Source organism: Paenibacillus sp. 22594, from assembly GCF_052044425.1.
GTDB lineage: Bacteria > Bacillota > Bacilli > Paenibacillales > Paenibacillaceae > Paenibacillus_AQ.
In genome coordinates, this window is record NZ_JBQENA010000001.1 from 58893 (window position 1) to 85601 (window position 26709).

23 protein-coding genes and 1 pseudogene are annotated in these 26709 nt (G+C 47.7%); 19 read left to right on the forward strand and 5 right to left on the reverse strand.

Going from position 1 to position 26709, the window contains the following annotated elements; genetic code table 11:
- Positions 1 to 24 precede the first annotated feature (24 nt).
- From ACTJKB_RS00250 to ACTJKB_RS00270, 5 genes are all read left to right on the forward strand, one after another.
- Positions 25 to 714 (forward strand): response regulator transcription factor, encoded by a 690-nt coding sequence (locus ACTJKB_RS00250; RefSeq protein ID WP_440831269.1) that lies wholly within the window; start codon positions 25 to 27, stop codon positions 712 to 714.
- On the forward strand, positions 707 to 1801 hold the full coding sequence (locus tag ACTJKB_RS00255; RefSeq protein WP_440831270.1) for an ATP-binding protein: 1095 nt from the start codon (positions 707 to 709) through the stop codon (positions 1799 to 1801). The genes ACTJKB_RS00250 and ACTJKB_RS00255 overlap by 8 nt, the downstream gene beginning before the upstream one ends.
- 100 nt (positions 1802 to 1901) lie before the next feature.
- Positions 1902 to 2780: a M15 family metallopeptidase gene (locus tag ACTJKB_RS00260; protein ID WP_440831271.1), complete on the forward strand. Its 879-nt coding sequence runs from the start codon at positions 1902 to 1904 to the stop codon at positions 2778 to 2780.
- A 44-nt stretch (positions 2781 to 2824) separates the two neighbouring features.
- Positions 2825 to 3262 carry a VanZ family protein gene (locus ACTJKB_RS00265; RefSeq protein ID WP_440831272.1) on the forward strand — a complete coding sequence of 146 codons (438 nt, stop codon included), beginning with the start codon at positions 2825 to 2827 and terminating at the stop codon, positions 3260 to 3262.
- 37 nt (positions 3263 to 3299) lie between these two features.
- On the forward strand, positions 3300 to 4664 hold the full coding sequence (locus tag ACTJKB_RS00270; RefSeq protein ID WP_440831273.1) for a sedoheptulokinase: 1365 nt from the start codon (positions 3300 to 3302) through the stop codon (positions 4662 to 4664).
- Positions 4665 to 4690: 26 nt separating this feature from the next.
- On the opposite strand, the pseudogene ACTJKB_RS00275 reads toward ACTJKB_RS00270, so the two are convergent.
- Positions 4691 to 5206: pseudogene (locus ACTJKB_RS00275) on the reverse strand (acetylglutamate kinase); the annotation flags it as partial.
- Between the two features lie 290 nt (positions 5207 to 5496).
- On the opposite strand from ACTJKB_RS00275, the gene ACTJKB_RS00280 reads away from it, so the two are divergent.
- Positions 5497 to 6063: a VanZ family protein gene (locus tag ACTJKB_RS00280; protein WP_440831274.1), complete on the forward strand. Its 567-nt coding sequence runs from the start codon at positions 5497 to 5499 to the stop codon at positions 6061 to 6063.
- Between the two features lie 99 nt (positions 6064 to 6162).
- Here ACTJKB_RS00280 and ACTJKB_RS00285 read toward each other — a convergent pair whose 3' ends face one another.
- Positions 6163 to 9285, reverse strand: coding sequence for a glycoside hydrolase family 2 TIM barrel-domain containing protein (locus tag ACTJKB_RS00285; RefSeq protein WP_440831275.1), 3123 nt, complete (start codon positions 9283 to 9285; stop codon positions 6163 to 6165).
- Positions 9286 to 9392: 107 nt separating this feature from the next.
- Between ACTJKB_RS00285 and ACTJKB_RS00290 the strand changes: the two genes are divergently transcribed.
- Positions 9393 to 10217, forward strand: coding sequence for an AraC family transcriptional regulator (locus tag ACTJKB_RS00290; RefSeq protein ID WP_440831276.1), 825 nt, complete (start codon positions 9393 to 9395; stop codon positions 10215 to 10217).
- On the opposite strand, the gene ACTJKB_RS00295 is transcribed toward ACTJKB_RS00290, so the two are convergent.
- Entirely contained in the window at positions 10199 to 10804 is a 606-nt protein-coding gene (locus ACTJKB_RS00295; protein ID WP_440831277.1) for an AAA family ATPase, read from the reverse strand. The two genes, ACTJKB_RS00290 and ACTJKB_RS00295, sit on opposite strands and share 19 nt — an antisense overlap.
- A gap of 142 nt (positions 10805 to 10946) precedes the next feature.
- Here ACTJKB_RS00295 and ACTJKB_RS00300 point away from each other — a divergent pair, with 142 nt between their 5' ends.
- The 4 genes from ACTJKB_RS00300 to ACTJKB_RS00315 are packed head-to-tail and all read left to right on the forward strand — an operon-like array spanning position 10947 to position 14330.
- The gene (locus ACTJKB_RS00300) at positions 10947 to 12098 is read left to right on the forward strand and encodes a DUF116 domain-containing protein (protein WP_440831278.1); all 1152 of its coding nucleotides are present in this window, start codon (positions 10947 to 10949) and stop codon (positions 12096 to 12098) included.
- Positions 12099 to 12148: 50 nt separating this feature from the next.
- On the forward strand, positions 12149 to 13318 hold the full coding sequence (locus tag ACTJKB_RS00305; protein ID WP_440831279.1) for a YARHG domain-containing protein: 1170 nt from the start codon (positions 12149 to 12151) through the stop codon (positions 13316 to 13318).
- A gap of 56 nt (positions 13319 to 13374) precedes the next feature.
- Positions 13375 to 13938 carry a TetR family transcriptional regulator gene (locus ACTJKB_RS00310; protein ID WP_440831280.1) on the forward strand — a complete coding sequence of 188 codons (564 nt, stop codon included), beginning with the start codon at positions 13375 to 13377 and terminating at the stop codon, positions 13936 to 13938.
- Positions 13935 to 14330 carry a DMT family transporter gene (locus ACTJKB_RS00315; RefSeq protein WP_440831281.1) on the forward strand — a complete coding sequence of 132 codons (396 nt, stop codon included), beginning with the start codon at positions 13935 to 13937 and terminating at the stop codon, positions 14328 to 14330. Before ACTJKB_RS00310 ends, ACTJKB_RS00315 begins: the two co-directional genes overlap by 4 nt.
- A gap of 95 nt (positions 14331 to 14425) precedes the next feature.
- Here ACTJKB_RS00315 and ACTJKB_RS00320 read toward each other — a convergent pair whose 3' ends face one another.
- Complete coding sequence (locus tag ACTJKB_RS00320; protein ID WP_440831282.1) at positions 14426 to 14968, reverse strand: NADPH-dependent FMN reductase; 543 nt, start codon at positions 14966 to 14968, stop codon at positions 14426 to 14428.
- Positions 14969 to 15087: 119 nt separating this feature from the next.
- Entirely contained in the window at positions 15088 to 16557 is a 1470-nt protein-coding gene (locus ACTJKB_RS00325; RefSeq protein ID WP_440831283.1) for an alpha-L-fucosidase, read from the reverse strand.
- Positions 16558 to 16665: 108 nt separating this feature from the next.
- Between ACTJKB_RS00325 and ACTJKB_RS00330 the strand changes: the two genes are divergently transcribed.
- The 8 genes from ACTJKB_RS00330 to ACTJKB_RS00365 all read left to right on the forward strand — a co-directional run bounded on the left by ACTJKB_RS00330 (position 16666) and on the right by ACTJKB_RS00365 (position 26648).
- The gene (locus tag ACTJKB_RS00330; protein WP_440831284.1) at positions 16666 to 17502 is read left to right on the forward strand and encodes a helix-turn-helix domain-containing protein; all 837 of its coding nucleotides are present in this window, start codon (positions 16666 to 16668) and stop codon (positions 17500 to 17502) included.
- A gap of 214 nt (positions 17503 to 17716) precedes the next feature.
- Positions 17717 to 19366 carry a spore germination protein gene (locus ACTJKB_RS00335; RefSeq protein ID WP_440831285.1) on the forward strand — a complete coding sequence of 550 codons (1650 nt, stop codon included), beginning with the start codon at positions 17717 to 17719 and terminating at the stop codon, positions 19364 to 19366.
- A gap of 24 nt (positions 19367 to 19390) precedes the next feature.
- Positions 19391 to 20494, forward strand: a complete 1104-nt coding sequence (locus tag ACTJKB_RS00340; RefSeq protein WP_440831286.1) for a GerAB/ArcD/ProY family transporter — start codon at positions 19391 to 19393, stop codon at positions 20492 to 20494.
- The gene (locus ACTJKB_RS00345) at positions 20487 to 21683 is read left to right on the forward strand and encodes a Ger(x)C family spore germination protein (RefSeq protein WP_440831287.1); all 1197 of its coding nucleotides are present in this window, start codon (positions 20487 to 20489) and stop codon (positions 21681 to 21683) included. Before ACTJKB_RS00340 ends, ACTJKB_RS00345 begins: the two co-directional genes overlap by 8 nt.
- Positions 21684 to 21856: 173 nt before the next feature.
- Positions 21857 to 22861 carry a FecCD family ABC transporter permease gene (locus ACTJKB_RS00350; protein WP_440831288.1) on the forward strand — a complete coding sequence of 335 codons (1005 nt, stop codon included), beginning with the start codon at positions 21857 to 21859 and terminating at the stop codon, positions 22859 to 22861.
- A gap of 1 nt (position 22862) precedes the next feature.
- Positions 22863 to 23894, forward strand: a complete 1032-nt coding sequence (locus tag ACTJKB_RS00355; protein ID WP_440831289.1) for a FecCD family ABC transporter permease — start codon at positions 22863 to 22865, stop codon at positions 23892 to 23894.
- 19 nt (positions 23895 to 23913) lie between these two features.
- The gene (locus ACTJKB_RS00360; protein ID WP_440831290.1) at positions 23914 to 24873 is read left to right on the forward strand and encodes an iron-hydroxamate ABC transporter substrate-binding protein; all 960 of its coding nucleotides are present in this window, start codon (positions 23914 to 23916) and stop codon (positions 24871 to 24873) included.
- Complete coding sequence (locus ACTJKB_RS00365; protein WP_440831291.1) at positions 24870 to 26648, forward strand: helix-turn-helix domain-containing protein; 1779 nt, start codon at positions 24870 to 24872, stop codon at positions 26646 to 26648. Before ACTJKB_RS00360 ends, ACTJKB_RS00365 begins: the two co-directional genes overlap by 4 nt.
- Positions 26649 to 26709 lie beyond the last annotated feature (61 nt).

The following is a 26709-nucleotide window of genomic DNA, read 5'->3' on the forward strand; positions in this document are numbered from 1 at the left end:
TCTGAAACTGGAGGCTGTGACGAAATGAAGCCGATTACAATCTTGATTGCGGATGATGAGGCGGAGATCGCCGATCTGATTGCCATGCACCTGGAGAAGGAAGGCTACCTTACGGTCAAGGCATTGAATGGTAGAGCGGCTATGCATGTTGTGCAAACCCAGCCGGTCGACTTAGCGATCCTGGATATCATGATGCCTGAGCTGGATGGTCATGAGGTCACCCGGCAGATCCGTGAGCAGCACCGCATGCCGATCATTTTTTTGAGTGCCAAGGCATCTGATTTGGATAAAATTACGGGGCTGGTCCTTGGTGCGGATGACTACATGACTAAGCCGTTCAACCCGATGGAGCTGGTGGCCCGGGTCAATGCCCAGCTTCGCCGGGCCATGCAGTTGAATCAGCCGGCTGCAGATACCCTATCCAGCCTGCAGGTTGGCGGACTGATCATTGACCCGGAAACGCGCACGGTTGCGATCTATGGGCAGACCGTTGAGCTGACTCCAAAAGAATTTGATATTTTGCACCTGCTTGCCAGTCATCCGAACAAAGTGTTCAGTGCAGAGAATCTCTTTGAACAGGTATGGGGCGAGTCCTATTACGACAGCGGGAATACCGTGATGGTCCATATCCGTACCCTCCGGAAGAAGCTGGGCGAGGACCCTAAGAAGTTCATCAAAACGGTATGGGGAGTAGGGTATGCATTCAATGGCTAGACAACAACGCAGTTTCCGCACTAGTATGCTGATGCTGTTCGGACTCAGTATGCTGATCTCGGGACTTTTCACTTATCTGGTTTATAAAGGGCTCCAAATGTACTATCATAAGCAGGTCCTGGCAGAAGATGATATAGTACGTGTACGGGTTTTCATGAACAGGATCGGCGATATTAACTTTTTTCTAATTCTGTTTGTGCCGCTCGCGATCTTCTTTTTCTTTCTGCTGACCAAACGCTACGCTACCTATTTTGATAAAATCTCCTCGGGTATCCACAATCTCGCCAACGGTGATTTCAGTGCCCGCGTGGATATTACCTCGCATGACGAGTTCCAGGTTATCGCTGACGACATCAACCGGGCAAGTGAACAGCTGCAAAAGGCTGTGGCGAGGGGGGATTTTGCCGAGAGCAGCAAGGATCAGCTGGTGCTGAATCTGGCGCATGACATCCGCACACCGCTGACGTCGGTGCTGGGTTATCTGGATTACATCCTGAAATCCACGGATTTGTCAGCAGAGCAAGCGAGGCATTATACTCTGATTGCCTATACCAAATCCCAGCGTTTGGAGAAGCTGATTGAAGAGCTGTTCGAGATTACCCGGATGAACTACGGGATGCTTACTGTGGAGAAGAAACCCATTGATCTAAGCGAGCTGCTGTTCCAGCTCAATGAAGAGTTGTATCCGCTGTTTGAGAAGAACAAACTGGTTTCCAGGCTGCATATTACACCACAGCTGATGATTCCTGCAGAAGGGGAGCTGCTCGCACGTGTCTTTGAGAATCTTTTGACTAATGCGGCGCGCTATGGCAGGGATGGACAATATGTGGACATACACTGCAGGGCGGAGGATGGAAACGCGGTTGTTCAGGTCATGAATTACGGCCATTTCATTCCACCGGAAGAGCTGCCGTTCCTTTTTGATATGTTCTATACCGGTGACCGGGCACGCACATCGGATAAGAACAGTACGGGTCTTGGACTTTTTATCGCCAAAAATATCGTCGAGCGCCATGGCGGCACCATCACAGTAGAAAGTAGTATCACAAGTACCATTTTCAAAGTGACTTTACCGCTTAATGCTTGATAGGGGTATACTTTTAAGAAAAATTTAATTTTTAGGCCACTTTGTATTTAAGCTTTTCCCTATAATCTGGTCTTACACATGATAAAGGGAGATGCTTGCATTGAAGAAGTGGCTTTTTTTGTGCATTATTTTGCTGGTCATCGTATTCAGGTTTTTTCTAAAGGAAGGGCTGCCGGGACATAATCCCTCCATTACAGAGAATACGTCAGAAATATCCGCTTCTGGAGAAGACTCTGTCACCATAAAGATAGACAAAGCACAAATTCACCAGGGAAATCTCATTTTGGTCAATAAGGATTATCGCGTACATACGAAAGGTGTTTCCACTGATATCGTTGCCCTTTCAGAGCATGATGAATTGACGCAGGGCTTCGAACTGCTGGATCATTCCATCGAGCTGTCCCGGAGCGTAACCGAACGGTTCTCTAAATTGACTGAAGCGGCTGCCAGGGTTGGGGTGGAGCATTTTCGCATCAGTAGCGGGTACCGGGATCAATCGGAGCAGCGTAAACTCTATCGTGAAAAAGGAGCGGATTACGCGCTTCCTGCGGGTCACAGTGAGCATAACACAGGGTTATCGCTGGACATTGGCTCATCGCTTGGAGAGATAGCACATTCTCCGGAGGGGGACTGGCTGCAGGCCAACGCATGGCATTATGGATTTATTCTGAGGTATCCTGAAGACAAGACAAATATCACCGGGATTAAATACGAGGCTTGGCATTTCCGGTATGTCGGGCTGCCGCACAGTCTGCTGATGAAGGAGAAGAACCTGGTGCTGGAGGAATATCTTGCTGATCTGAAACAGCAGAAACGTCTGAAGGTTACAGTCGACAACCGAAAATATCTCATTCTCTATGTACCGGGTTCGGAACTTGGCAGTGTTCAATTGCCGGCTGGACATCCTTATGAGATTTCAGGAAACAACATTGATGGGGTAATCGTCACTGTAGAACTGAGCAAATGGGGGAAAAGATGAAGAGACGGAACCGGAAACTTTTGATACTGGGATATGCTCTTTACGTGTACCTGCTGATAAAAATTATTTTGTTCAAGTATGGAGCTGTGGATGTCCAAGTGCTCTGGCGTCAGCTGCAAAGTGTGCTGGAGGAGCCTGGGATGATTCAGAACCGGCTGGCATTTGCCAACTTTACACCCTTTGTTTCTATCAACCGCAATCTGGATCGGCTCTCGCAGCCCAATGATTTTATGAATTTGTTCGGGAATATTGCCCTCTTTATTCCGCAGGGAATTTTCGTCCGGCTATCGGGCAAAGGAAGCTTTCTCACTGCTTTTATTTTCTCTTTAGTATGGAGTGCAGCTCTGGAATGCACACAGGTTCTCTTGGCCATGGGCAGCTTTGATGTGGATGATCTTATTCTGAATGTGCTCGGAGGCCTTATAGGATATGCTATTTGCAGGATATACCCTCAACCTGTTGTTCTTCAAAAAAAATCATAAGAAATAACGCAACAGACTCAGCATAGGAGGCAAGCATGTGAAAATTATCGGAATTGATATAGGAACGACCTCCATAACGGGTTTGGTCTATGATTTGGAAGACCGCAGGGCTGTGCACTCTATCACTGAAAAGAATTCGGCGCACTTGCATGTCAGCCGGGAGGACTGGGAACGTCTGCAAGATCCCGCAGTCATTCTAAATATAGTGCAAGGTATCCTATGCAACTTGTCGGCAGTGGAGCCGGAGGTCCGGGGAATTGGCCTGACCGGACAAATGCACGGTATAGTGTATACAGACGCTGCCGGGAAACATCTGACCCCGCTGTATTCCTGGCAGGATGGCAGAGGAGGTCTGCCTTACGACGATCAATTTACAGTAGCACAGAAACTGAAGGAGAGCACCGGCTATCCAGTTGCACCCGGCTACGGACTGGCAACTCATTTATATAACCTGCAGCATGACCTTGTCCCATCCGAAGCAGTCAGCTTCTGCACCATTGCCGATTACGTTGCCATGAGACTTACCGGGCGGACGTTGCCGCTGGTTGATCCCACCCAAGCTGCAGGAATGGGATGCTACAGCATCCCTGAGGGTGATTTTGACAAAGAAGCCATTGCAGGGTTAGGTATAGGTATAGACCTGTTGCCGAAGGTAACTCCATCCGGAACGCTGTTGGGATTAACCCGGGAAGGTATTCCGGTATTCACTCCTCTCGGAGATAATCAGGCGAGCTTTCTGGGTAGCGTGCCATTTGCTGAAGAATCAATGCTGCTGAACATTGGCACTGGAAGCCAGCTCTCGGTTCTGATGAATCTTCCGGGTATCGCACCTGAGGGTTTGGAGGCACGTCCATATCCAGGAGGCGGTGTGCTGATGGTCGGAGCCGCACTGAGCGGCGGGAAATCCTATGCGCTTCTGGAGAAGTTTATTCGCGAGCTTATAGAGGCCTATACGGGAGAATCCCATGGAGATATGTACACATTTATGGATAAATTACTCGGGGACGGGCAAGCGTCCACTCATGGCCTGTCTGTGAACCCGCAATTTCTGGGGACGCGGCTGCATCCTGAAGCGCGGGGAAGCATAGAGGGGATTACACTGGACAATTTCACTCCGGGTCTGCTGGCCCATGCTTTTCTTCAGGGCATGGTCGATGAGCTGTATGCTTTTTATAATCGTATTGAGGAAATGAGTTCTGAGAATCACTGGACTCGATTGATCGGCTCCGGCAACGCGCTGCGCGCAAAACCGGCTCTGTGCACGAAAGTGGAAGAGCGGTTCGGACTGCCCCTTACCCTTAATTCAACTTCAGAGGAAGCTGCTATCGGAGCGGCCTTGTGCGCGGCAGTTGGCGCTGGAGAGATTGGAAGCTTCAAGGAAGCCGGACAATACCTTGGATGAAGTCACGGTTCACCATGGGTAGCGAATCATCTGAAGCTCTGCGGGAACTGGTGAATGATCGCATTAGTGATCATATCCGCCATAACCAAGGCTTCCTTTTCGATTTGGTCATACAGTTGCACGCTTTGTTTGTAATCCTTCTGCAGCAGAGTTACCGCTTCTGCTTTTGTTAATGCAAGATGATGATAGAACATCTTTCTGAATTCCTCTTTGGGGAAATACGGATTGAGGCGGCTGAGAAATTCCACAATCTGGTCTGCATTGGTATACCATTTCTTTTCTGCTGTGGCTAATGCTGCTTGATCTCCAGCTTTTGCGGCTTTTACAAGGTCGACAGCAATGACTAAATGCTCCTTAATAAGCTGGGCATATGCATCACCTGCTGCCACGCCATAGAAAGGCTTAAGGGCATCGCCCATATCCGGCGCGTTCTGCAAAAGACGGGCTACAGTATCATCTGTGTCAGGCAAAGAGAAAACAATGCTGCGAATCACCATACGGGTCCATGCCACATGCTGTTCCCAGAGTGACCTCATCTGATTATTGAGATCAACCTGCGCTCTGCTCAGGCATTCCGACGCTGCCGCCACGTACATTGGCATAGGTTGATGCATGTCATTCGGATATCCCTGGGCGGGAAAGTAGGGTCTCCAGTAGTACTGCATAGAATTTCCTCCTTAACGTCTTTAGCATATGTTCCTTGCACCAGCTTCGTACAAACTGGCTGCGGAAGTATAGGCTTAGAGCATGTATACCGTATCTTATGGTATATCCGCCCAAGTGGTTCATAAGAAATTATATAAACTGAATTTCAGATAATAGGCGGGAAGAAGTGAAAAATGGAGGTATTATGAATAAACGAGAGAGAATTGAAACAGTCATTTTGTATGGAGTTTTCATTTGTTACATAATTTTTTTATTTAAAATATTTATTTTATCAAGAGTTTCTCTTGTGGATTTGTTAAATAGTCAGAGGACACTACAGAGGTCAATCAATCTCATTCCTTTTTATAGTATAAAGGAATATATATTTAGCAACTCTGCCACTATAAGAAGTTTCGCTTTTGCAAATGTGGGTGGCAATATAGAAATCTTTATTCCTCTTGGCACATATTTGTCATTATTCAAAACCGATAAAAGAGTAATAACCAATCTGCTATATATATTCTTAGTGAGTTTATTTATTGAAACCATTCAGGGGCTTTTTGGCATTGGAGCATCAGATATTGATGACATCATTTTAAATTGTTTGGGTGGATTCATTGGTATTTTAGGATATAAGTTTTTACTATTTATATTACGAGATTATAAAAAAGTACGTACTGCAATCACAATACTATCAGCAATAGGATTACCTGTTTTATTAAATATATTATTTGTGGTGAAATTGCGCCTCTGAATATACGTAAAAGATTAATCCACAGGACTGATAAAAGGCGCGTTTCCCCTCATCAAGAAGGGAAACGCGCCTTTTCCATTTATATTAGTCTCTTAGTGATTAAAGTACAGACAGCGTGAAGCGGAAACTGTAAGGACGGTTGGCCGGCAGGGTGAACTCATCGTGTGTTGGAGCACCCCAGCTGTCATCTCCGCCGACACCCATCTGTTTGTAATTGACTCGCAGTACGCTTTTGGCGGAAGGAGCCAACTTGTAGGTGTGATCGCTGGCTTCCAGCTCTTCAGGCGTCCAAGGGAGCGCATTGATTTCCATCGGCAAGGTGCTCTCCACATGAAATCCGTTGCCGGTTACACTCTCAGTAAGGGAAGCAAAGCGAACTCCAGTTTTGTTGCCGCATTCCTGGGGTTTGAGATAATTAACGAACTGGTCTTTTACCTTCCCTGTGTAACGTCCCAGCTTGGCTCCTGTCTGGCGGTCCCAGTAGTTCTCATGCGGGCCTTTGCCGTACCAGGAGATGGTATCCAGCTCCCCGTCCAGTTCAAAGAGCAATCCGAATTCGGGGATTTCCGGCAATGTATCGCTTCCTGGATTCAGCTCCTGTGAAATATCCACTGTTCCGTCCGGTGTAATCTTATATTGCAGCAGCAAGGTGGAAGCGGGCTCAGTACCCAGCAGGTAGTTCACTGTCACTGTGCAAAGACTGTCATCTGCGGAATAAGAGCAGCCGGTAAGGGTTCTGTTATAAGAAACATCCTTCCATACCGCACAGCGTTTATCGAGTCCATTACCCAGATCGTTGTCCGTTACCGCTCTCCAGAAATTCGGTCTTACCGGTGCAAGCAAGCGTTCCTTACCGGAAGAAGTATAAGAGAACAGGTCACCTGTTGTTGTATTGAAGGCCAGAGCAAAGCTGTCTCCCTGAACGGTAAGCTGATCCATCTGCTCCGTGATGCGCAATGTACTTCCAGCAGTGGAAGCATACACGGAGGGGCTTACTTCGACGTGAGGCGATAATATAAATTGTTCCCAGGCAATTTCATGTCCTGCTTCAGACCATGCTGTAGCGGCAGGCTGCGAGAAGGACAGAGTCAATACTGCTTCTTGATCGTTCACAAATGCGCTCTGGTCGTAAGGAATGGTGCATTCGGCCGTTTCCCCTGGTTCAGCAGAGACCTTCACTACACCTTCCTGAACAACTGCACCACCCAAGGCTACTGTCCATTTCAACTCATACTCAGCGATGTTCGTGAACAGGTAGTTGTTGCGGATTTCAAAACGGCCTTGAGCCAGATCTGCAGCAGTTATTTTCAAATTCTGATAGCATTTCTTAACCTCAAGCAGCTTAGGTGTAACGGTACGGTCAGCGAAGAGCAGCCCATTACCGCTGAAATTACCGTCATGAGGCGTTTCTCCAAAATCTCCACCATAGGCCAGATAGGAAATGCCGTCGGCAGTAGTCGTGCGGATAGCCTGATCAACCCAATCCCAGATGAATCCGCCCTGAATGATATCATATTGATCGAACAGCTCTGTGTATAAATGCAGACCTCCGCAGGAGTTGCCCATCGCATGGCTGTATTCGCAGAGGATGTAAGGCTTTTTCGGATCATTCTTCGCATATTCCACAACTTCCCGCGGCTTGATGTACATTGTGGATTCAATATCACTTGCTGCTTCCGACGGCCGGTAATGGAAGATGCCTTCATAATGAACGATCCGGCTTGGATCCGCTTCACGCAGATAATCATGCATCGCGATAAAGTTATCGCCTCCGAAGGACTCATTGCCAAGCGACCAGATGATCACGGATGGATGGTTCTTGTCTCTTTGCATCATGGAATTGCAGCGGTCAAGTACATTGGCACGCCATTCGGGTCTGCTGGCAGGAACGTTGCCGTCATGGAGCTCTTTTTGACCATATTGCCAGGAACCGTGCGTCTCCAGGTTTGTCTCATCGATCACGTAGAGTCCATATTCATCACATAGCTCATACCAGATCGACTGATTCGGATAATGCGAGGTTCGAACGGCGTTGATATTATGAGCCTTCATCAGCTCAATATCACGGATCATATCTTCTTTGCCGAGTGCGCGTCCGGTCTCACAGGAGAACTCATGGCGGTTCGTACCCTTGAAGACGATCCGTTTTCCGTTAATCTTCATCAGGCCGTCCTTAATTTCGAAGGTGCGGAAGCCCACTTTGGTGCTGACCGCTTCCTGCAATTCACCCTGTTCATTCTTCAAAGAGAGGACAAGCGTATACAGATTCGGCTTTTCAGCGCTCCATTTATCAGGTCCGACTACTGCTGCCCCGAGCTTCAGCTGCTGCAATTCACCATCTCCAAAGGAAACGCCTGCAGATACAGGAGCGGCCCACACGTTCTTGCCAGTACCGTCATATAGCTGCATTTCAACCGTAAAGATGCCTGCTTTTGTATTAAAATAATTCTCCACCTTCACATCAACGCTGAGTTCGGCATTGGCGTATTGCTCATCCAAGTCGGTGTGCACGAAAAAGTCGGCAATGTGCACAGGAGGGGCCGTATACAGATAGACATCACGGAAAATACCGCTGAGCCGCCAAAAATCCTGATCCTCCAGCCAGCTGGCATCACACCAGCGGTAGACTTCAACCGCCAGCGTATTCTCTCCTTCTTGCAGGTAGGCTGTAATATCGTATTCGGAAGGTGTAAAGGTATCTTCCCCATAACCTGCGAGCTCACCATTGACCCACACATAAAAGGCAGACTCAACGCCCTGGAAGCTGATATACACCGGCTGGCCCGCCCAATCTTCCGGCACTGTAAAGGTACGGATGTAGGAGCCTACAGGATTGTACTTCGTTGGGGCAAAAGGAGGCTTCAAATCCGGCTCGGATACCACCCACGGATAACGGACATTCGTATATTGAGGGTAGTCATAACCCTGAAACTGCCAATGGGAAGGGACGGGAATTTCGACCCAGCTGCTGCTGTCATAATCTGTTGAATAAAAGTCTTTGATGCGCTTCTCAGGTGTCTCTGCAAAAGCAAACTTCCAGTTTCCGTTCAGCAGGTGATAATTGGGCGAAGCTGCCCGTTCACCCTTGAGCGCCTCGGGGATACTTGGATATGAGATCATGGAGGCATGCGCATCCAGGCGGTTCAGCTGAAAAATCTCCGGGTTGTTATTCCATTCCGGGTATCCATTTGCAGGGGGCTCATAGGTAAATTTGTTGCGCACATTAACATCTCCTTATATTATTATATTCATATTATAAAATGCCAATACTTCAAGAGATATAAAAGAATATTCGCTTAAATATAACAATATGAAACAGGAGAACTGACATGGAGAGCACATTGATCTTTTGTGAAACAGAAGAAATTGAGGCACTGCCGCTGTATGCCACAACTATCGGATTCTGGGAGCATCAACCGGAAATGGAGCGGCCCTTGGGGTTCCCGGACTATCAGCTGCATCAGGTTCTTGAAGGCAAAGGGGAGCTGTTTCTAAAGGATAGACGCTACATTGTGGAGCCGGGGGATGTTTTCTTTCTGTTTCCGCATGTTGCCCATGCCTATGCGCCAATCAGCGCGGAATGGAGACTGTCCTGGGTATCTTTTAATGGAAGAGAGGCGGGAAGACTTCTGACGTATGCCGGAATCCGGGAATCGGGTCCGGGACGGCTGAACGATCTCTCACTACTGAATCCCCTGCAAAAAATGCTGGAGCTGTCCCATGGCAACAGTCTCGAAGTAAATATGGAACGTTCCAAGCTGATGTATGCATTGATGCTTGATCTCAAAGCACAGCTGTCGGCACCGGCAGGCGGACAGGATGAGCTGGAACGCATCAAGCCGGTGCTACAGCATATCGAACAGAATCTGCACCGGACACTGCCACTCAAAGAGTTAGCTGAGGTAGTTTCGATTTCTCCTCAGTATTTATGCCGTTTGTTCCAACGGACGCTACATGAACGGCCTGTAACTTACATTAACAAGCAGAGGATCAACCGCAGTAAGCAGTTGATGTTCAGCGGCAGGGAGAAGAAAATTTATGAGATTGCAGAGCAGGCGGGATTTGAGAATACCAGCTACTTCTGTGCGGTCTTCAAACGGGTCACCGGCATGCGGCCTGAGGAATTCAAACAGCTTCATGGGCTGGAGGGGTAAGCCTTAACGAAAATGAACCTTTCGACAGCTTCAGCTGCCGCTTGAACATCCGGATTCGAATTATCAATCTGCATGATATTTTCCGCAGGAAGCGGCCAAGCAACCGTTCGGCTTCCTAATGATGTGCGGAACATCTCCCAATTCCGGAATTTCCAATCATCCAGCGGCGAGTGCCTGCTTTCAATCCTTTCCCGGTACAACTCCGCGTTACCCAGGCTCACTAGCACGACCTTAACTTCAATTTCTTCCAAGGTCCGGCCAATCCGGGCGAGCTCACTACTAATCCATCCCGGATCTTCAGCTTCCTTGGTAAATGGACCCACCACAAATACATCAGTTTCCAGTCCCATATTGTCGAGCGCAGCATCCATAGTGATCCGGTAGCCCAGATCCCGGCATAACCTTTTATACTCGGCTGAGTCTCTGTCATCGGGGTCCAGACCGTGCATATTCATAATCATATCTGCAGCAGGCCGGAGCAGAATGTCCATATCCAGAACAGCAGCTTTACGGCGTGACGCGACCGCTTTGGCCAGGGTTGTTTTGCCGGCACCCGCCGGTCCCAGAAAAAATACAAGCTGGTTCATCTCTGTCACTCCTTATCTATAAATATCATCCCACTATCCTATCACGTTTCTATCGGAAAATCTTTTAGTCCGGACGTAAAGTCACTGACAGTCTGCAGGTGAAATGCTACCTTGTTGGTATAGTGAACTGGAGGTGATCTCTTTGGACGAGAGTAGCGATGCCCCCACGTATTCCTTAACCGGTGAAGACGGAGGAGCAGATCAATACTATACAGATGTTGCCGTGTTTACCGATGAAGTTCTGGAGAAATTGCATGAAGATCAGTCTATATCCAAGTTCAGCCAGTATATCGCATTGCGAAAACTGGAAGCCTGGGATCCTAATATCTATGCGCTTGAATTGCTGATGATTGGCGTACTGTGGAATGTATACAGATCAAGGGCGACTGCGGGAAGTGTGTACATGGGTAAGCTGTTATCCTCACTGTACACGCTTAGAAGCCGGAGCCAAGAGGCGCGCCGAGTCGTAGACCGGCTTAAGGGGATTACTGGAACTTCGGTGTTGGCCCGGCGCCGACATGTGGATGAACGAATACAGCTGCATTCATTAGCCAAATTGCTAGGGTGGCTACGCGCCAGTGGAGAGTTTGAGCAGGAGAGCAGGCGGCTAAAGGTCTGGCTGGATTTTCTGCGGGGATTGCCGGAGAAGGAGAGCGAAGGCATATTGCAAAGGGCTGTTCGGAAGGCTGTATGGTTTGAACGGCGGAGTCTGGAATGTCTGGGCAGATACACCTCGAACGTAGACACTTATATTGAGAACAACTGCCAACGCCTGAGATGGCAGGAAAACCGTATTTTCTGTAGCAGGGAGCGGGTGGAGTACCATTTGAACATGGTAGGTGCTGAGATCATGAACCGGGTCTTTCATGACGGATTCCATGCGGCACCTGATAAAATAGTCTTTTTACCCATTTGCATGCGTAACAAAACTGCCGAGAACTGCCGGGCTGTACAGGAAGGACCGGGATATGTCTGCAGACGCTGCTCCAAAACCTGCCGGGTACATGCAGTTACAGTGATGGCCGAAGCCTATGGCAGTAAAGTGCTGATGATACCGCATGCTTCAACGGCTTTTGGTCATGAGCGTATACGTGTGGGAGAGGTTGGCATTATCGGCGTAGCTTGTGTGCTGAATCTTATCTCAGGGGGCTATAAAGCACGGGAAATGGGGTATCTGCCACAATGTGTGCTGCTTCACTATTCAGGCTGTGTGCTGCATTGGCATCGGGAAGGAATAGAGACCTCCGTAGATATGGAGCGGCTGGAGCGGAGTTTGCGGGAGGGGCAGACCTGAAGATTTCTTATTTAGTTTCTACTTCAGCTACATGAAAGGAGGATGTTAAATTGAATCGTCGTAAACTTCAACTGTTAATACTCGTAGCAGCCTTGCCGCTGCAAATTGTCGGATGTGATACACAAATAGCCGCACAGCCCGATAAGTCGCCGGAGGTGCAAAATACGAAAAGCGTTCAAAGCAAGGATACTGAAGCTTTCAAGGGCAGAGATTATATATTTCGGGAAAGCAGCACAACGTTGTTAACAGAAGCCAATCTCAGCAACATCGACAGCAGAATACTGGAGCTGGCCCGGAATGAGATTTTTGCCCGGCATGGATTGGTGTTTGAACGGGCCGACCTGAATACCTTCTTTGCGGGTAAACGCTGGTACAAGGCGGATAAGAAATATAAGGGTAGTTTAACGGAAATCGAGAGCCAAAATATCAAGAGGATTCAGAAATACGAAAAGCTGATTTCGGCAAACAAGCTGGAGAGACAATGGGATGTGGATTATCACTTTCTGGGATATCCGAAGAAGGATTCAACCGGACTTCAAAATGCCAATGTGGACATGAACGGTGACGGAGCTGTTGACCATATCCATATGACATTAAGCAAACACTTCGAGGTAGATGACGAATGGATTCTCATGGTGAATGATGCTACAGCGAAGATTTCTCTGTCTAATAATTCCATCCCCCATTTTAAAATCGTAGATGCCAATATCCAAGATCCGTATTTTGAACTCGCCTTGGAGGATACCAATGAGAGTGCACAGAATTCCACATATTACTATTATTACAACGGAAAAAGGCTGATAAGCATGGGGACTCTGGACGGGTTTACCGGTAATGCGCAAGCCATGGATGGGCAGGGAACCGCGGTTTCTCCGAGACAGGCCTATGATTTTCAGTGCTGGTTCTACCTTGAAGATTTTAAGCTGGACAGCAATCACTTGTGGAAAGCAGCTCCTGCAGATTTTTATCCGATGGAGCCGCCAACGCCCTGGGTAGCCAAAGTACGGTTTCCTATCTACAAAACCTCAGGGAAGCAGAACATCCTCAAATGGGTAGAGCCGGGAGAGACGGTTTATTTTCTGGGTGGTGACACTAAGAAGTATGGAAAGATTAAGATGGCTGACGGCACAATCGGCTGGATTCAGCTTGAAAACCATAAGCTGTCCGGGACGGATTCAGATATCAACGACTGTTTTGATGGGAGATTATTGTACGGGTAGCCAATTTGACAACTAAACCGTCCAGACGGTATAGTTACTTCAGGACGGTGATGAGTATGGATTCGCAAGCTCAAGAGAAAGAGAAAATCCCCAAACGAAAACTAATATTACTTGCTGCCGCAGCTGTGATGAAGGAACTGGGTGGAGAGCAATTGACTCTGGATCTGGTTGCCAAGAAGGCGGGCGTCAGCAAAGGTGGCCTGTTGTATCATTTTCCCAGTAAAGAAGCGCTGGTGCTCGGTGTAGTGGAGGAGATGACGAAGACCTTTGAGGCCGATATCGCCAGACGGATTGCGCGGGACAAGGAAGAAAAAGGAAGATGGAGCAGGGCTTATCTCGAGTCTACCTTAGATGACATTGGTATCGGTAATGAAATGGGTCCGGTACTGGCTTCCGCGCTCTTTTTCAATCCGGAATCTTTGAATAGTATCCGGTCTGCATATATAAAGTGGCAGCACAACATTGAGAATGACGGCCTTGATCCTGTAAAATCGACCATCGCCAGACTTGCGGCTGACGGCTTGTGGTTTGCGGAAATGTTTGGCCTTGCTCCCCCTGACAAGGAATTGAAGGAGCAGGTCCGAAACGAATTACTGCTCTCTACGAAGGAGGTGAAATGATGGCTTATTTGTTATTGGCCTTATCCATTTCCAGTGAGCTGCTCGGAACCTCGATGCTGAAGGCTTCTCAAGGTTTTACCCGACTGTATCCGTCCATCGTGACGGTTGTTGCTTTCGTGTGTTCGTTCTACTTCCTGTCGATATCGCTGAAGACAATCCCAATAAATACTGCCTATGCGATCTGGTCTGGACTAGGCACAGTAATAACAGTGATTATTTCGGTAGTCATTTGGAAGGAAAAGATTAATACGGCAAGTGTTGTTGGCATTGCCTTTATAGTCATCGGAGTGGTTGTCCTGAATCTGCTCGGACCGGGTCATGGTTCCTCTGATGATGCGTCCTATTCGAAAGGGCAAATTCATACAGTACCAGAGCAAAGAGGGCTACATTAGTCTCAGCATCCACTTGCCATTCATGCTGTTGTCCCGGTCATAATAAAAGCCACTTCAACAGCTGAAGTGGCTTTTTTGATCTTAGCTAACTTAAATTATGAACGCAAGTTCTTTAGGGCGCCGCTCCATGCGAGCACTTGATCAAGCATTGCATTTACGTTAGGTGTGTGGAGGGCAGCCGGCTTGAAGACAGAACCGTTCTCGAAGTCGGTGAACAGGGACAACAGTGGGTGTACACGAACATCGGCGACCATCAATTCACCAAGAATTCCGCGCAGGTGTTCGGCTGCACGAACGCCTCCAGCAGAGCCGTAGCTGACGATGCCCGCTGCCTTATTGTTCCATTCTTCACGGGCTGAATCCAGTGCATTCTTGAGTGCGCCCGTAAGACTATGGTTATATTCCTGTGCAATGAAGACGAAACCATCGAGAGTAGCCAGCTTAGCCGCCCAAGCCTGTGCGGGAGCATAGTCATCCGATTCTCCAAGGAGAGGCAATTTATAGTCGGCAATATCTACGATTTCATAGTTTGCATCTCCGCGTGCATCCGCAATACCTTTCACCCATTCGCCTACCTGCGGGCTCACGCGTCCTTGACGGGTGCTGCCCAGAATAATTCCGATGTTTAACGTTGTCATTTGATTTTCCTCCTAAGTAGTTGTATTTACTTCCCAATCTGCTGTGTAACTTAACGTATTTTTATTATAGCATATAACTTTTATATAGCAAGTATTAATTTGAAACCATAAAATTTGTATTAATCAAGCTCAATCTTGAAAACAACCGGTGCGTTGCTTGCAACAGTAGTTGTTGTAAGGATAAGTGCTTCTTCTGTTCTTTGCCAGGCGGGTTTCTCGTCGCAACCCAATATGCTGATATTTTTGATGATTCCCTGGAAATGATGGGATTTCTCTTTAAGTGACTGAATATGGACCTTACCTTGCTCAGGATACACAAGAACGGTGGCATATAGAACAGAGCCTTTGACCGTAAACCGTATATCCTCGCTCGTGAACAGCTTGGTCTGGCCATCAGTAAATTGGCCTTCCTGGATCTCTGTCGGACCTTCACCGAAAGTGCGCCAGTATGACGTATCATAGATGGCTTCGCCGTTGACTTTGAGCCACTCCCCAATCTCCAGAAGAATATTCTTGTCCTCCTCGGGAATGGAACCATCCGCCTTAGGGCCAATATTTAGCAGCAGATTCCCGTTTTTACTGACAATATCGACCAGATCCCTGATAATCTCTACAGCGGATTTGTAATCATTATTTTCGGTGTAGCACCAGGAATTCTTGGCCACAGCGGTGTCTGTCTGCCAGAAATAGGGCTTCAGCCCGGCAAATTGGCCCCGCTCCACATCGGGAACCGCAGCGCCGAACATAAAGGCATCATGCTTGTAATTGATCGCAACCGGATATCCCCATTCTTCACCTCGGTTGTAATAATAAGCGGCGAATTTCTTGAGATAAGGCTTGAAGGCAGCGGTATGAATCCACCAGTCAAAATAAAATACCTTAGGCTGATACTGATCGACCAGCTCGCAGCAACGGATCAGCCAGTCCTCCAGAAATTCCTCTGTCGGGGGGGAACCATATAAGTCCTGATGCTCCGGTTCAGGCATTGCCGGCCAGTAGAAATCTCCGGGAACGAGCGGTTCATGAATATCGGATGTGAATTCTTTTCCATGCGACATGAAGAACCAGTGCTCCGCACGGTGTGAAGACACGCACAGCTCCAGCTTCTGTTCGGCAAAGGCAGCCTTCATTTCACCCAGAAGATCACGTTCTGGCCCCATTTCGTACGTGTTATAATGAGAGAAAGCGCTTTTATACATCTGGAAACCGTCATGATGCTCAGCAACTGGCATAATGTATCTGGCACCGGACTGCTTGAAAAGCTGTGCCCATTCGGCCGCATCGAAGTGCTCCGCTGTAAATAATGGAATAAAATCCTTATAACCGAAATCTGTATGTTTGCCGTATACAGCCAGATGATGCTCATATTCCGGGGAGCCTTGAATGTACATATTGCGGGAGTACCACTCGCTGCCAAACGCAGGAATAGAATAGAGACCCCAATGAATGAATATTCCGAATTTTGCCTGCTCATACCACAAAGGAACCCGGAACTCACTTAACGAGTCCCAATTATCCTTGAATCTGCCACACCCAATCGTATCATTGATCTCCTTTAAGTAGCTGGCCTTGTCCATTATTGTTCCCATCCTCTCGAAGTTCTTGTACCGCTTTCATTGTAGCGGGGGTTGGAGAGAATAGGTATGTAGATGATTAACTTGTTGATGTACAAAAATAACCCTCTAAGGCGGTTTGTTATGGATAACCACATGCTGCTCACCAGCTATATATCTAACCTGAAGCTTGATTTAATTATGGCGGACTATAATCTGTGCAGTACGGATTGGAAGGACCTGGACTACACACCTGACTATAGCAAGTTTTATTTTATTTGCGAGGGTGAGGGCTGGCTGAAGATCGGGGAGCAGGAGTACTATCCCCAGCCTGGAGAGCTTTATTTGATGCCGGAGGGAGTGAAGCAATCTTATTCTTGTATCAGTAGCCAGCCCTTCCACAAATATTGGTGCCACTTCAGTGTAAGGGCAGGAGATATGAGTCTGTTCAAAATACTAGAGCTGAGTCATGTATGCAGCACCGTAGACCTCGATATTGTTAAGGAAATGTTCAGCAGCATTGTATTTCACGCCAAATCGAGTGAGATTTACGCCCAGCTGCTTGCCAAGAGCAAACTGATGGAGCTATTCGCCTATTACCTCAGCAAGCTGGACCTAAATGAGATCACCCTGAAAAATTTAACCTCCGTTGAAAAGCTAACCAAAATCCTGAATCACATTGAAGCCAATATTGAACAAAATATAACTGTACATGAGCTTGCCGAGATTGCACACATGCACCCCAATTACTTTATCCGCCTGTTCAAGAAGCAGTTAGGCGTGCCTCCCATACAGTACATCACACGAAAAAAGATCGAAAAAGCCAAGGAGCTACTCACAGCTACAACCAGCACCATCAGTGAAATCGCCGAGCAGCTCGGCTTCAGCGACCTGTTCTACTTCTCCAAGCAGTTCAAGAAGAATGCAGGGCTTACGCCTACGGACTTCAGAAAACAGATGCAGATGCTTCATTTCGAATAATTGACTCCTGCCAGCGAAATATTCCCTGGCAGGAGTTTTTGTTATGGGAACATCCTTTAACAGTGGTGGATGGATTTACCTTAGGAGAGTTTTATTAACTGTGACTAAAGAAATCTTTATTTTGGCACACTTTAGGTTATAGCCTCTCACCTGGAAACTGCAGATTTCATCACGGAGCGTTATTTCAAAAAAACTACAGTTAAGGATGATCAGGATGTGGTCAACTATCGTTTCTTTTATTCCTGATTGGAAAACATTTATGCAGGCGGCAATTACGCTAGTGTGTCCATTAGGAATTTATTATCTATACAATTCACTGTATTCCGTTGTAGGGAGCGGAAGGGCCTCGAAAACGGGAAAAGCTTCAGCTCCTGCTTCACCTGAGAAAATGGCTACTCAAACCAGTCCACAGCTTAGCGGGAATTATAATGCTGATCTAATGTCCATAAAACAAGCGATAGGCGAAAACAGTGATGTGAATTTTCGTGAATTTATGGTGTATGGGTTTAATGTACGAGCTGTGCTTATCTTTGTAGATGGCATGCAGGATGGAGAGATGATTAACAAACAAGTGATGCAGGTTTTGATGCAAGACCTCAAAGTTGATAGTGAGGCTATAACTTTATCCATTGTAAAAGAAAAAATTCTTCCGCTTACGGAGCTTAGTGAAATCAATGAATTGGAAAAGCTTCAGGAGAAGATTCTGTTTGGCTATACAGCATTAATCATAGAAGGGATGTCCACAGCGCTGTTGGTGGGATTACCAAGCGGGTCCATCCGGGCGATTACAGAACCAGTCTCAGAAGGATTGCTTCGCGGGCCGCGAATTTCATTTTCGGAGGTCCTAAGCGAGAATACCTCCATGCTGCGCCGCCAAGGCCTTAATAAAAATCTGGAGATGAAGCTCTATGAGGTTGGAAACTGTATCAAAAGAAAGCTGGTTATTGCCTATATTAACGATATTGTTAATCCTGAGCTGCTTCAGGAGGTTAAGGACAGGATTTCAAAAATTGATATGGATTTTATCGCTGAATCCGGGTATGTGGAGCAGCTGATTGAAGATAATTATATGAGCCCGTTCCAGCAGACTCAGAATACGGAACGGCCCGACCGGGTTATTAACTCTCTGCTGGAAGGAAGAATAGCAATACTGCTGGACGGCACTCCGTTTGCACTCATCGTTCCTGTGACCTTTAGTATGCTGCTGCAATCCCCAGAGGATTATTATGAACGATGGCTTCCGGGAACCATGTATCGAATACTGAGGTTTTTCACAGCCTTTCTGGCATTGCTGACTCCAGCTTTGTACATTTCTTTTATCTCGTTCCATCCCGGATTAATCCCCACTCAGCTGGCGATTACCATTATTGAAACCCGTCAAGGCGTTCCATTTCCATCCGTTATTGAAGTTATGATCCTCGAAGTGTCCATTGAGATATTACGTGAAGCAGGGATTCGGCTGCCCAAACCCATTGGACCAGCAATGGGCATCGTAGGGGGCTTGATTATTGGCGATGCCGCTGTGGCGGCCGGGATTGTTAGTCCATTCCTGGTTATCGTCGTGGCGGTGACAGCGATCTCTTCCTTTTCAGTACCCATGTACAGTACGGGCATAACACTCCGCATTTTGCGTTTTGTTGGCATGCTGTTTGCATCTGTACTCGGGATGTTTGGAACGATATTGTTTTTTCTGCTGATCATCATTCATCTCAGTAAATTAAAGAGCTTTGGGGTGCCTTATGTTACTCCCTTCGCTCCCATACGCTTTAGTGACTGGAAGGATCTCTACGTTCGCGCACCTCTGTCACTTATGAAACGAAGACCTAAAATGATGAAAACACAAAAGAATAAGCGCAGATCCTAGGAAGTAAAGGATGGGGGACATGAAATGTTTGTACGCTCTGCTGATAAAATCACAACAAGTCAGGCATCTTTATTCTTGACGAATACGGTACTGGGTGCGGGAATTCTGACTCTGCCCAGAAGTGTGACGGAATCGGCCAAAACTCCGGACTCCTGGATGTCCGTACTGCTGGGCGGGCTGATTGTAATGTTGGTTATTTTCGTAATGGTGAAATTAAGCCAGCAGTTTCCAGGGAAAACCGTTTATCAATACTCCAAACGAATTGTAGGTACATTACCAGGAGGTTTTTTAAGCTCGCTGCTCATTATTTACTATATTATCATCGCCGGATTTGAAATACGGGTATTGGCTGAAATTACCATGTTTTTTCTACTTGAAGGAACTCCCGTTTGGGCAATCGTCATTCCATTTATCTGGGTGGGATGTTATCTGGTGTTTGGAGGAATCAATTCCATCGCAAGGTTATATCAAATTATTTTCCCGATAAGCCTCTTTATCTTGATGATATGTTATGTGTTAAGTATCAGAATATTTGATATTAACCATCTGCGTCCTGTACTGAGTGAAGGTCTTATGCCTGTAATTAAGGGACTCAAGTCCACTGTACTCGTCTATACGGGATGCGAAGTAGTGATGACAATTACAGCCTTCATGCAGCATCCTCAGCATGCGGTTAAAGCCATGTTAGCGGGGATTGGCATACCTATGGTCTTATACCTGCTGACTGTGATTGTGGTTGTAGGAGGCCTGTCAATAGATTCTGTGATTACGAGCACTTGGCCTACAATTGATTTAGTCCGCAGCTTTGAGATCTCCGGATTCTTTTTTGAACGGTTCGAGTTTCCGCTATTGGTGATTTGGATGATGCAAATGTTTTGTAACTTCTGCAGTTTTTTCTTCAATGCTTCCCTCGGGATCTCTCAGGTGTTCAAGTTAAAAATTGTCCCTGTGATCTTCGGGCTAATGCCGTTGATTTTCATCTCGACCATGGTTCCCAAACGTATCAATGATGTATTTGCCCTTGGTGATGCTATTGGAAGGATGGGAATAATATTGTTTATTTTGCTTCCTGTGATGCTTTCGGTAGTTCTGATCATTCGAAAGAAGGGATTGAAGCAGAATGTGTAAACTTAGGCCTCTCCTTGTATTGCTTGCAGTTACGCTCCTGATCACGCAATCCGGCTGTTGGAGCAGTAAGGAAATTGAAGACCTGAGCCTCTACACCGGTGTGGCTCTTGATACAGGGGAACAACCTTCGACAGAGCAGGCACTAGAGGATGAAGGCGGGGATTATTTTAAGAATAATAAGCTTACGGCGACTCTTCAAATAGTTCCCAAAAAATCATCTGGTGGTGCATCCAAGTCATCAGATAGCGGAAATAAGCCACAATATATCAATGTCTCGGAAACGGGCGACTCTGTGCTGGAGATTTTTCGCCAATTCTCGAATCGTCTGGACCGCCCGATCATTGGTCATCACCTGAAGGTAATCATTGTTTCTACACAGCTTGTGGAGCAGCACAAGATAGAGCAATTGATGGATTTTATGCTTCGTGACAACGATATCCGTCCCAGCTGTTTTATCTTCTTAAGTACCGGACGGGCCTCAGATACTTTTGTATTGAAAGATAAGGAGGATGTACCTTCCTTTCATCTCAGGGAAATGGTCCGCAACCGCTTTAGAACCAGCAAAGTAATGAGAGCCGTCAACTTATCAACTCTGGATGCTCTAATGCACTCTAAACAAAGCTTTGTGCTGCAAAACATTATAGAAGCTAAAGGAGATATCGAGTTGTCTGGGGCTGGGATCATCAAGGGGGAAACGGGCAAATGGATTGGGTCATTAGGCCAGGACGATCTGAGGAGTATTAACTGGATCAAAGGAGATGTCAAGGGAGGAACGATCAAGACGTACAATAATAACCATGAAACCATTACCTATGAAGTCAAGTCCGCAAAAAGTAAAATAACTTCAAAAATCACTGGAGACAACAAGGTCTCATTTCACGTGAATATAGAATCGGATGGACGCTTCATTGAAAATTGGGACCCCGAGCAGCGCTCAACCAAGGTAGACTCCCTTAAAGAGAGGGAAGAATTTTTTGAAAAGAGATTGAGCAGCATGCTTAATCATTTGATGCAACAGATGCAGTCCACTTATAAGGTGGAGGTTGCCGGCTTCGGAGAACGCCTAAGTATTGAACATCCTAAGGTATGGAAAAAGCTGAAGGATCATTGGGATGAAACCTTTAGCAAAGTACCGGTAACCTTTAGTATTAAGTTCACCATAACTGATTATGGGTCATTCAATAAATGAACGCCCTCAGCTTAAATAATTGCATAACAAGAAGAACCGGCTTTTAGAATAGACAACAAGTCTTTCAATCCTTATAATTGATATTGATTATCATTATCTATAATTGGACACTACCTTATGGGGTAGTGTTTTTTCAAGAAAATGGATTGAGGGAGCTGTCAAAGCGAAAACATATGAAATTAAATCGGAGAATCAGCACATGTCTATGGTTTATCACTGCGGCAGCGGGATTATTACTTACAATTTTCGTGTCAATTTCCTACGGTGCTAAGGAACTAACGCTGCAGACGGTGTGGTCGGCGGTCATTCAATACGATCCGGCCTTAACCTCTCATCAAATTGTGCATGAGCTCAGGCTTCCCCGTGTGCTTGGAGCAGCAGTGACTGGAATGGCTTTTGCGGTGGCGGGTGCGATAATGCAGGGTGTCACACGCAATCCGCTGGCAGACAGCGGGATACTTGGCGTAAATGCAGGCTCTGCATTTGCAGTTGCTTTGTGTTTTGCTTTTATGCCGGGTATGGGCTACTCGGAACTGATCCTATTTTCTTTCATCGGGGCGGCGCTGACCACTTTGTTTATTGTTCTCCTGGGCTCCGTAGCGAAGGGTGGATTAACCTCCATCAGGCTGACGATTGCAGGGGCAGTTATAGCGGCTATTCTCCATTCACTCAGCACTGGAGTAGCGATCTATTTTGAGCTGAGCCAGGATTTGGCCTTCTGGTATGCCGGGGGAGTAGCTGGAGTGACCTGGGAGCATCTGCGGGTACTTACACCCATAGTCCTTATTGTAATTGTATGTTCCATCATAATGGGGAGACCGATCACCTTGATGGCTATGGGGGATGAAACAGCGGTAAACCTGGGAATACATACGAATCGCATACGCATTTTCGGGCTTATTGCCGCTGTAACTCTTGCCGGTTCTTCGGTGGCGGTGGCGGGGTCCATTGGTTTTGTAGGTCTGGTTGTGCCACATATCGCCCGTCGGCTGCTGGGCGTGGATTACCGTGTATTGATTCCTTTTTCTGCACTGCTTGGAGCCATTCTGCTTGTTTGGGCCGATTTCGCCTCGCGTATGGTAAATCCGCCGCAGGAATTCGCAATAGGTGCTATGGTCGCTATGGTAGGTGTTCCTTTTTTCCTCTACTTGGCGCGACAAGAGGGAAGGGAGCTATAGGATGAAGAGGAACATGAAGGTGCTCGAAGGAAAAAGAGGGCAAACGGCACTCTTTATCAGTCTCAGCCTGCTGCTGCTCGCCATGGCCGTAATAACGGCCAGCCTGAACACCGGGACGATTTCCTTATCGCCAGGTACAGTGTGGAAGACGCTGCTGGGCTATGGAACAGCCCAAGATTCAATGATTTTGTTCGAATACCGGATGCCGCGGATCATCGTAACGATGCTGGCTGGGATCGGGCTTGGCGTTTCAGGTGCCGTATTTCAGGGGACTACCCGGAATACACTTGCAGACCCAAGCATACTTGGAATCAATACCGGAGCAGCGCTCGGACTTATTATCTTTGTGTCTTTTTTTCGCACAATGGAAGGTCCTATGGCGCTCTTGATTCCACTGTTCACCTTTGCCGGAGGAACCCTATGCGCACTGATTATTTTCATTTTCGCCTATGACCGCCACAGGGGGATTGTGCCGATCCGGTTGATCCTGGTCGGTATTGCGGTTGCGGCTGGTATTAGTGCGGTCACACTGCTGCTCTCCTTGAAGCTGGACGAGGATACCTATGCTTTTACAGCGCGCTGGTTAGCCGGAAGTGTCTGGGGGAGGGACTGGATTCATGTATGGACTCTCCTGCCATGGATTGTTGTGCTCGTACCGCTCATCTACAGCCGTTCCAAAGCGCTGGACATCTTCGTGCTTGGCGATGAAATTGCCTATAGTGTTGGCAGTCATGTCACCCGTGAACGGCTCTGGCAGCTGGGAATGGCCGTAGCACTCTCCTGTGCCAGTGTGTCGGTTGCGGGGGGAATAGGTTTTATCGGACTGATCGCCCCGCATATCGCAAGACGTCTTACCGGTCCGCAGCACCGATATTCCCTGCCTGTGGCAGCACTGATCGGCCTCGTGATTCTGGTTACGGCGGATACCGTCGGCCGGTCTATTTTTCGGCCAAATGCCATTCCTGCCGGCGTAGTTGTTGCAGCTATCGGCGGCCCATACTTTTTATATCTGCTATTCAAAACCAAAGAATGATTTGGAGGAATATACTCAAATGAAAAAACTAACTTTAACGCTTGTCTCCATACTGCTGCTTGCCTTATTGTCCGCCTGTGGCGGGCAATCTAAGGAATCGTCCTCTAACCCGGCTGCAACAAATATGCCAGCAGTGTCTGCTTCTGCCGAGCCTGCTGCGGACTCATTAATCCACGACCCCAACGCCCGAATCGCTTCTATGTCCATTCATATTACAAATAATCTGCTCGCTCTGGGCATTACACCCGTTGGCTCAGTAGTCGGCGGTGATGTGAAAGACTTTTTGCCGCATGTGGCGGATCAGTTGCAGGGCGTGACCAAGCTGGGGGTTGTTACAGACCCTGATATGGAAGCTGTGCTTGGCCTTAAGCCGGATGTAATCTATATCGATGATACTAACTCAGGTGAGGATCTTGACAAATTTGAGAAGATTGCTCCCACGATCTCCATTGACATGGACAGCGGAACCTGGAGAGACCATCTGAAGCTGATTGCGGAAAATGTGGGGCGCGAGAAAGAAGCTGAAGCCTACATCCAGGATTACGAAGCCAAAGCTGAGCGGGTCAGCGGACTGATCACTGAGAAGCTGGGTGCAGATGCAAAGGTAATGGCGATCCGAATGACAGCTAAGGAGTTGCGGGTCATGGGGACCAAGAGACCTCTGGGGCCGATCATGTTCGAGGATTTGAAACTTAACATGGCAAACGGAGTAGAGAAGATTCCAGCAGATGAGCCTTTTCAGGTGATTTCCAAGGAAGTGCTCCCGGATTATGATGCAGACGCTATTTTCGTTATTATCAGCACGGGAAAGCAGGCAAAGAGCAGCTTTGAAGAGCTGGAGAAGAATCCGGTTTGGCAAAATCTGAAGGCTGTCAAAAACAATCAAGTCTATCTGCTGGACGGGCAGAAATGGCTGGATTACTCTTCGATCGGCCAAAGGTTGGCGCTTGATGATGCGGAACAATTATTCAGCAAATGATAAGCTTCGCGGATTGGAGACATCAGAATATGATTGTGGAAGATCAGCTTTTACTTTGGAATCAGGCCTCTCTGAACATAGTGGATGTGCGGCGCATCGAGCTGCCGATCGGCGGGCAGCCACATATCTTCGAGCTTGTGGAAAGTACTCTGTTATACACCACACAGGGCCGTGCCCGGCTGCTGCTGGAAGGGGAAGAGCGGCTTTTGGAGAATGGGTATGTTTTCCATGCGGGTACAGGCGCAGTTCTTACGGTTACGGATATCACTCAAACATTGAGCTGTTATTGGGTTCAGTATACAGCCGCTTTGCCGCAGCCGTGCAGCCAGGATCTACTTGACTTACTGGAGCGTGCGAAGCCGTTTGAGAGACAATATGGCTTTGTCTCCAATCATGCCGCTCCGCTCTCCGCAACCTTGTCACGTATGGAACTGTTAAAGGAGCGACCGGGAGCGTTAGCGAAGCTACAGCTGAAATCGTTGTTTTATCAGTTCATGTGCGAGCTGATGGATCAGCTACAGCGTCGGAGGCTACAGCAGGTTTCACCGGACACTGTGCTGCATGCTGCCAAGTATATGGATGCAAATTATGCAGCACCGATTACCGTGGACACTCTTGCGGCACTGTTGGAATGCAGTTCCCGCACGATGCAGCGGATGTTCAAAAAAAGACTGGGACTTGGACCGATGGACTATCTGCTGCAGGTGCGCATGGTCAAAGCCAAGGCATTGCTCAGCCGTACAAATGCCGGACTTAAGGATATCGCCGAAGCGGTCGGTTATGCGGACAGCTATTATTTCAGCCGGTTATTTAAACGCTGCACAGGGATGTCTCCCAGCACGTATCGGGAATGGATGCGGCAATCCGGCGAAGATGAATCGGGTGCTACGGCTGTACCGGCAAAGAAGGATCTGCTGAATACCGCACTCCGCCGCTCCTTGCGGACGATTATTCATCTTAAAGGCGAACTGCCGCTCACGCGGTTGCCAGGGAGAATTGCTGTACTGGACCCACAGTTTACGGACCATATGCTGGCTCTGGGAGAACAGCCAGCCGGAAGCGTTACGGTGAGCGGGGATCTAAACGGCTTCCCAGAGTATCTGATCGGCAGCTTGCGCGGGGTGCAGACCTTGGGAACAAAGAATGAGCCAGATCTGGAAACACTGCAGGCGCTTGCACCCGATCTGATCCTCTGCACCGAGTTTCAAAAAAACATTTACGAAAGCCTTACACAAATTGCGCCTACCATTATGCTCAAGCGAAATCATGACTGGAAAGAAACATTGCGGATCATCGGGCGCATTGTGGGCAAGGAAATGGAAGCGGAGCAGATCCTGCAGCGGTACAAACTAAAAATCGGCAGGGTGAAATCAGTTCTGGCAGCCAAGCTGCATGGGCAGTCGGTAACGGTCATCCGTCCCCGGGATAATGACATCCGACTACATACAAGCGCACACCGTACTGCGGCAATTTTATACGGAGATTTGGGGCTGCGTCCACCAAAGCAAGCCGTTCACCGCCAATGCACCAGCTCAATGATTCCCTTGGAGGGCTTGCCGGAGCTGGATGCCGACCATTATTTTGTATTGACCGACAGCAGATTTGACAGCTGGTCGGATGAGGTTCAGAAAACAGCAACCTGGAAAAGTCTACGTGCCGTGCAGCAGGAACATGTGTATCCAGCCCAAACGAGCATGTGGATCGCTTATTACGGTCCGCTTGCGATGAATCGGGTTGTAGATCAGGTGGCGGAAGTGTTTCTAAATGCGAAATAGCCGATTTTCGACTTGGTCGCCATAATCCATTGAGGCTGTCGCAAGTATCCATTGCCGAGGA

What these genes read in the sequence shown, in the direction of transcription:
- ACTJKB_RS00335 (WP_440831285.1), top strand. Translation starts at nt 17,717, where the DNA reads ATGTGGTCAACTATCGTTTCTTTTATTCCTGATTGGAAAACATTTATG.
- ACTJKB_RS00360 (WP_440831290.1), top strand. Translation starts at nt 23,914, where the DNA reads ATGAAAAAACTAACTTTAACGCTTGTCTCCATACTGCTGCTTGCCTTA.
- ACTJKB_RS00365 (WP_440831291.1), top strand. Translation starts at nt 24,870, where the DNA reads ATGATAAGCTTCGCGGATTGGAGACATCAGAATATGATTGTGGAAGAT.
- ACTJKB_RS00320 (WP_440831282.1), bottom strand. Translation starts at nt 14,968, where the DNA reads ATGACAACGTTAAACATCGGAATTATTCTGGGCAGCACCCGTCAAGGA.
- ACTJKB_RS00330 (WP_440831284.1), top strand. Translation starts at nt 16,666, where the DNA reads ATGGATAACCACATGCTGCTCACCAGCTATATATCTAACCTGAAGCTT.
- ACTJKB_RS00310 (WP_440831280.1), top strand. Translation starts at nt 13,375, where the DNA reads ATGGATTCGCAAGCTCAAGAGAAAGAGAAAATCCCCAAACGAAAACTA.
- ACTJKB_RS00340 (WP_440831286.1), top strand. Translation starts at nt 19,391, where the DNA reads ATGTTTGTACGCTCTGCTGATAAAATCACAACAAGTCAGGCATCTTTA.
- ACTJKB_RS00250 (WP_440831269.1), top strand. Translation starts at nt 25, where the DNA reads ATGAAGCCGATTACAATCTTGATTGCGGATGATGAGGCGGAGATCGCC.
- ACTJKB_RS00290 (WP_440831276.1), top strand. Translation starts at nt 9,393, where the DNA reads ATGGAGAGCACATTGATCTTTTGTGAAACAGAAGAAATTGAGGCACTG.
- ACTJKB_RS00255 (WP_440831270.1), top strand. Translation starts at nt 707, where the DNA reads ATGGCTAGACAACAACGCAGTTTCCGCACTAGTATGCTGATGCTGTTC.
- ACTJKB_RS00345 (WP_440831287.1), top strand. Translation starts at nt 20,487, where the DNA reads ATGTGTAAACTTAGGCCTCTCCTTGTATTGCTTGCAGTTACGCTCCTG.
- ACTJKB_RS00355 (WP_440831289.1), top strand. Translation starts at nt 22,863, where the DNA reads ATGAAGAGGAACATGAAGGTGCTCGAAGGAAAAAGAGGGCAAACGGCA.
- ACTJKB_RS00350 (WP_440831288.1), top strand. Translation starts at nt 21,857, where the DNA reads ATGAAATTAAATCGGAGAATCAGCACATGTCTATGGTTTATCACTGCG.
- ACTJKB_RS00325 (WP_440831283.1), bottom strand. Translation starts at nt 16,557, where the DNA reads ATGGGAACAATAATGGACAAGGCCAGCTACTTAAAGGAGATCAATGAT.
- ACTJKB_RS00315 (WP_440831281.1), top strand. Translation starts at nt 13,935, where the DNA reads ATGATGGCTTATTTGTTATTGGCCTTATCCATTTCCAGTGAGCTGCTC.
- ACTJKB_RS00295 (WP_440831277.1), bottom strand. Translation starts at nt 10,804, where the DNA reads ATGAACCAGCTTGTATTTTTTCTGGGACCGGCGGGTGCCGGCAAAACA.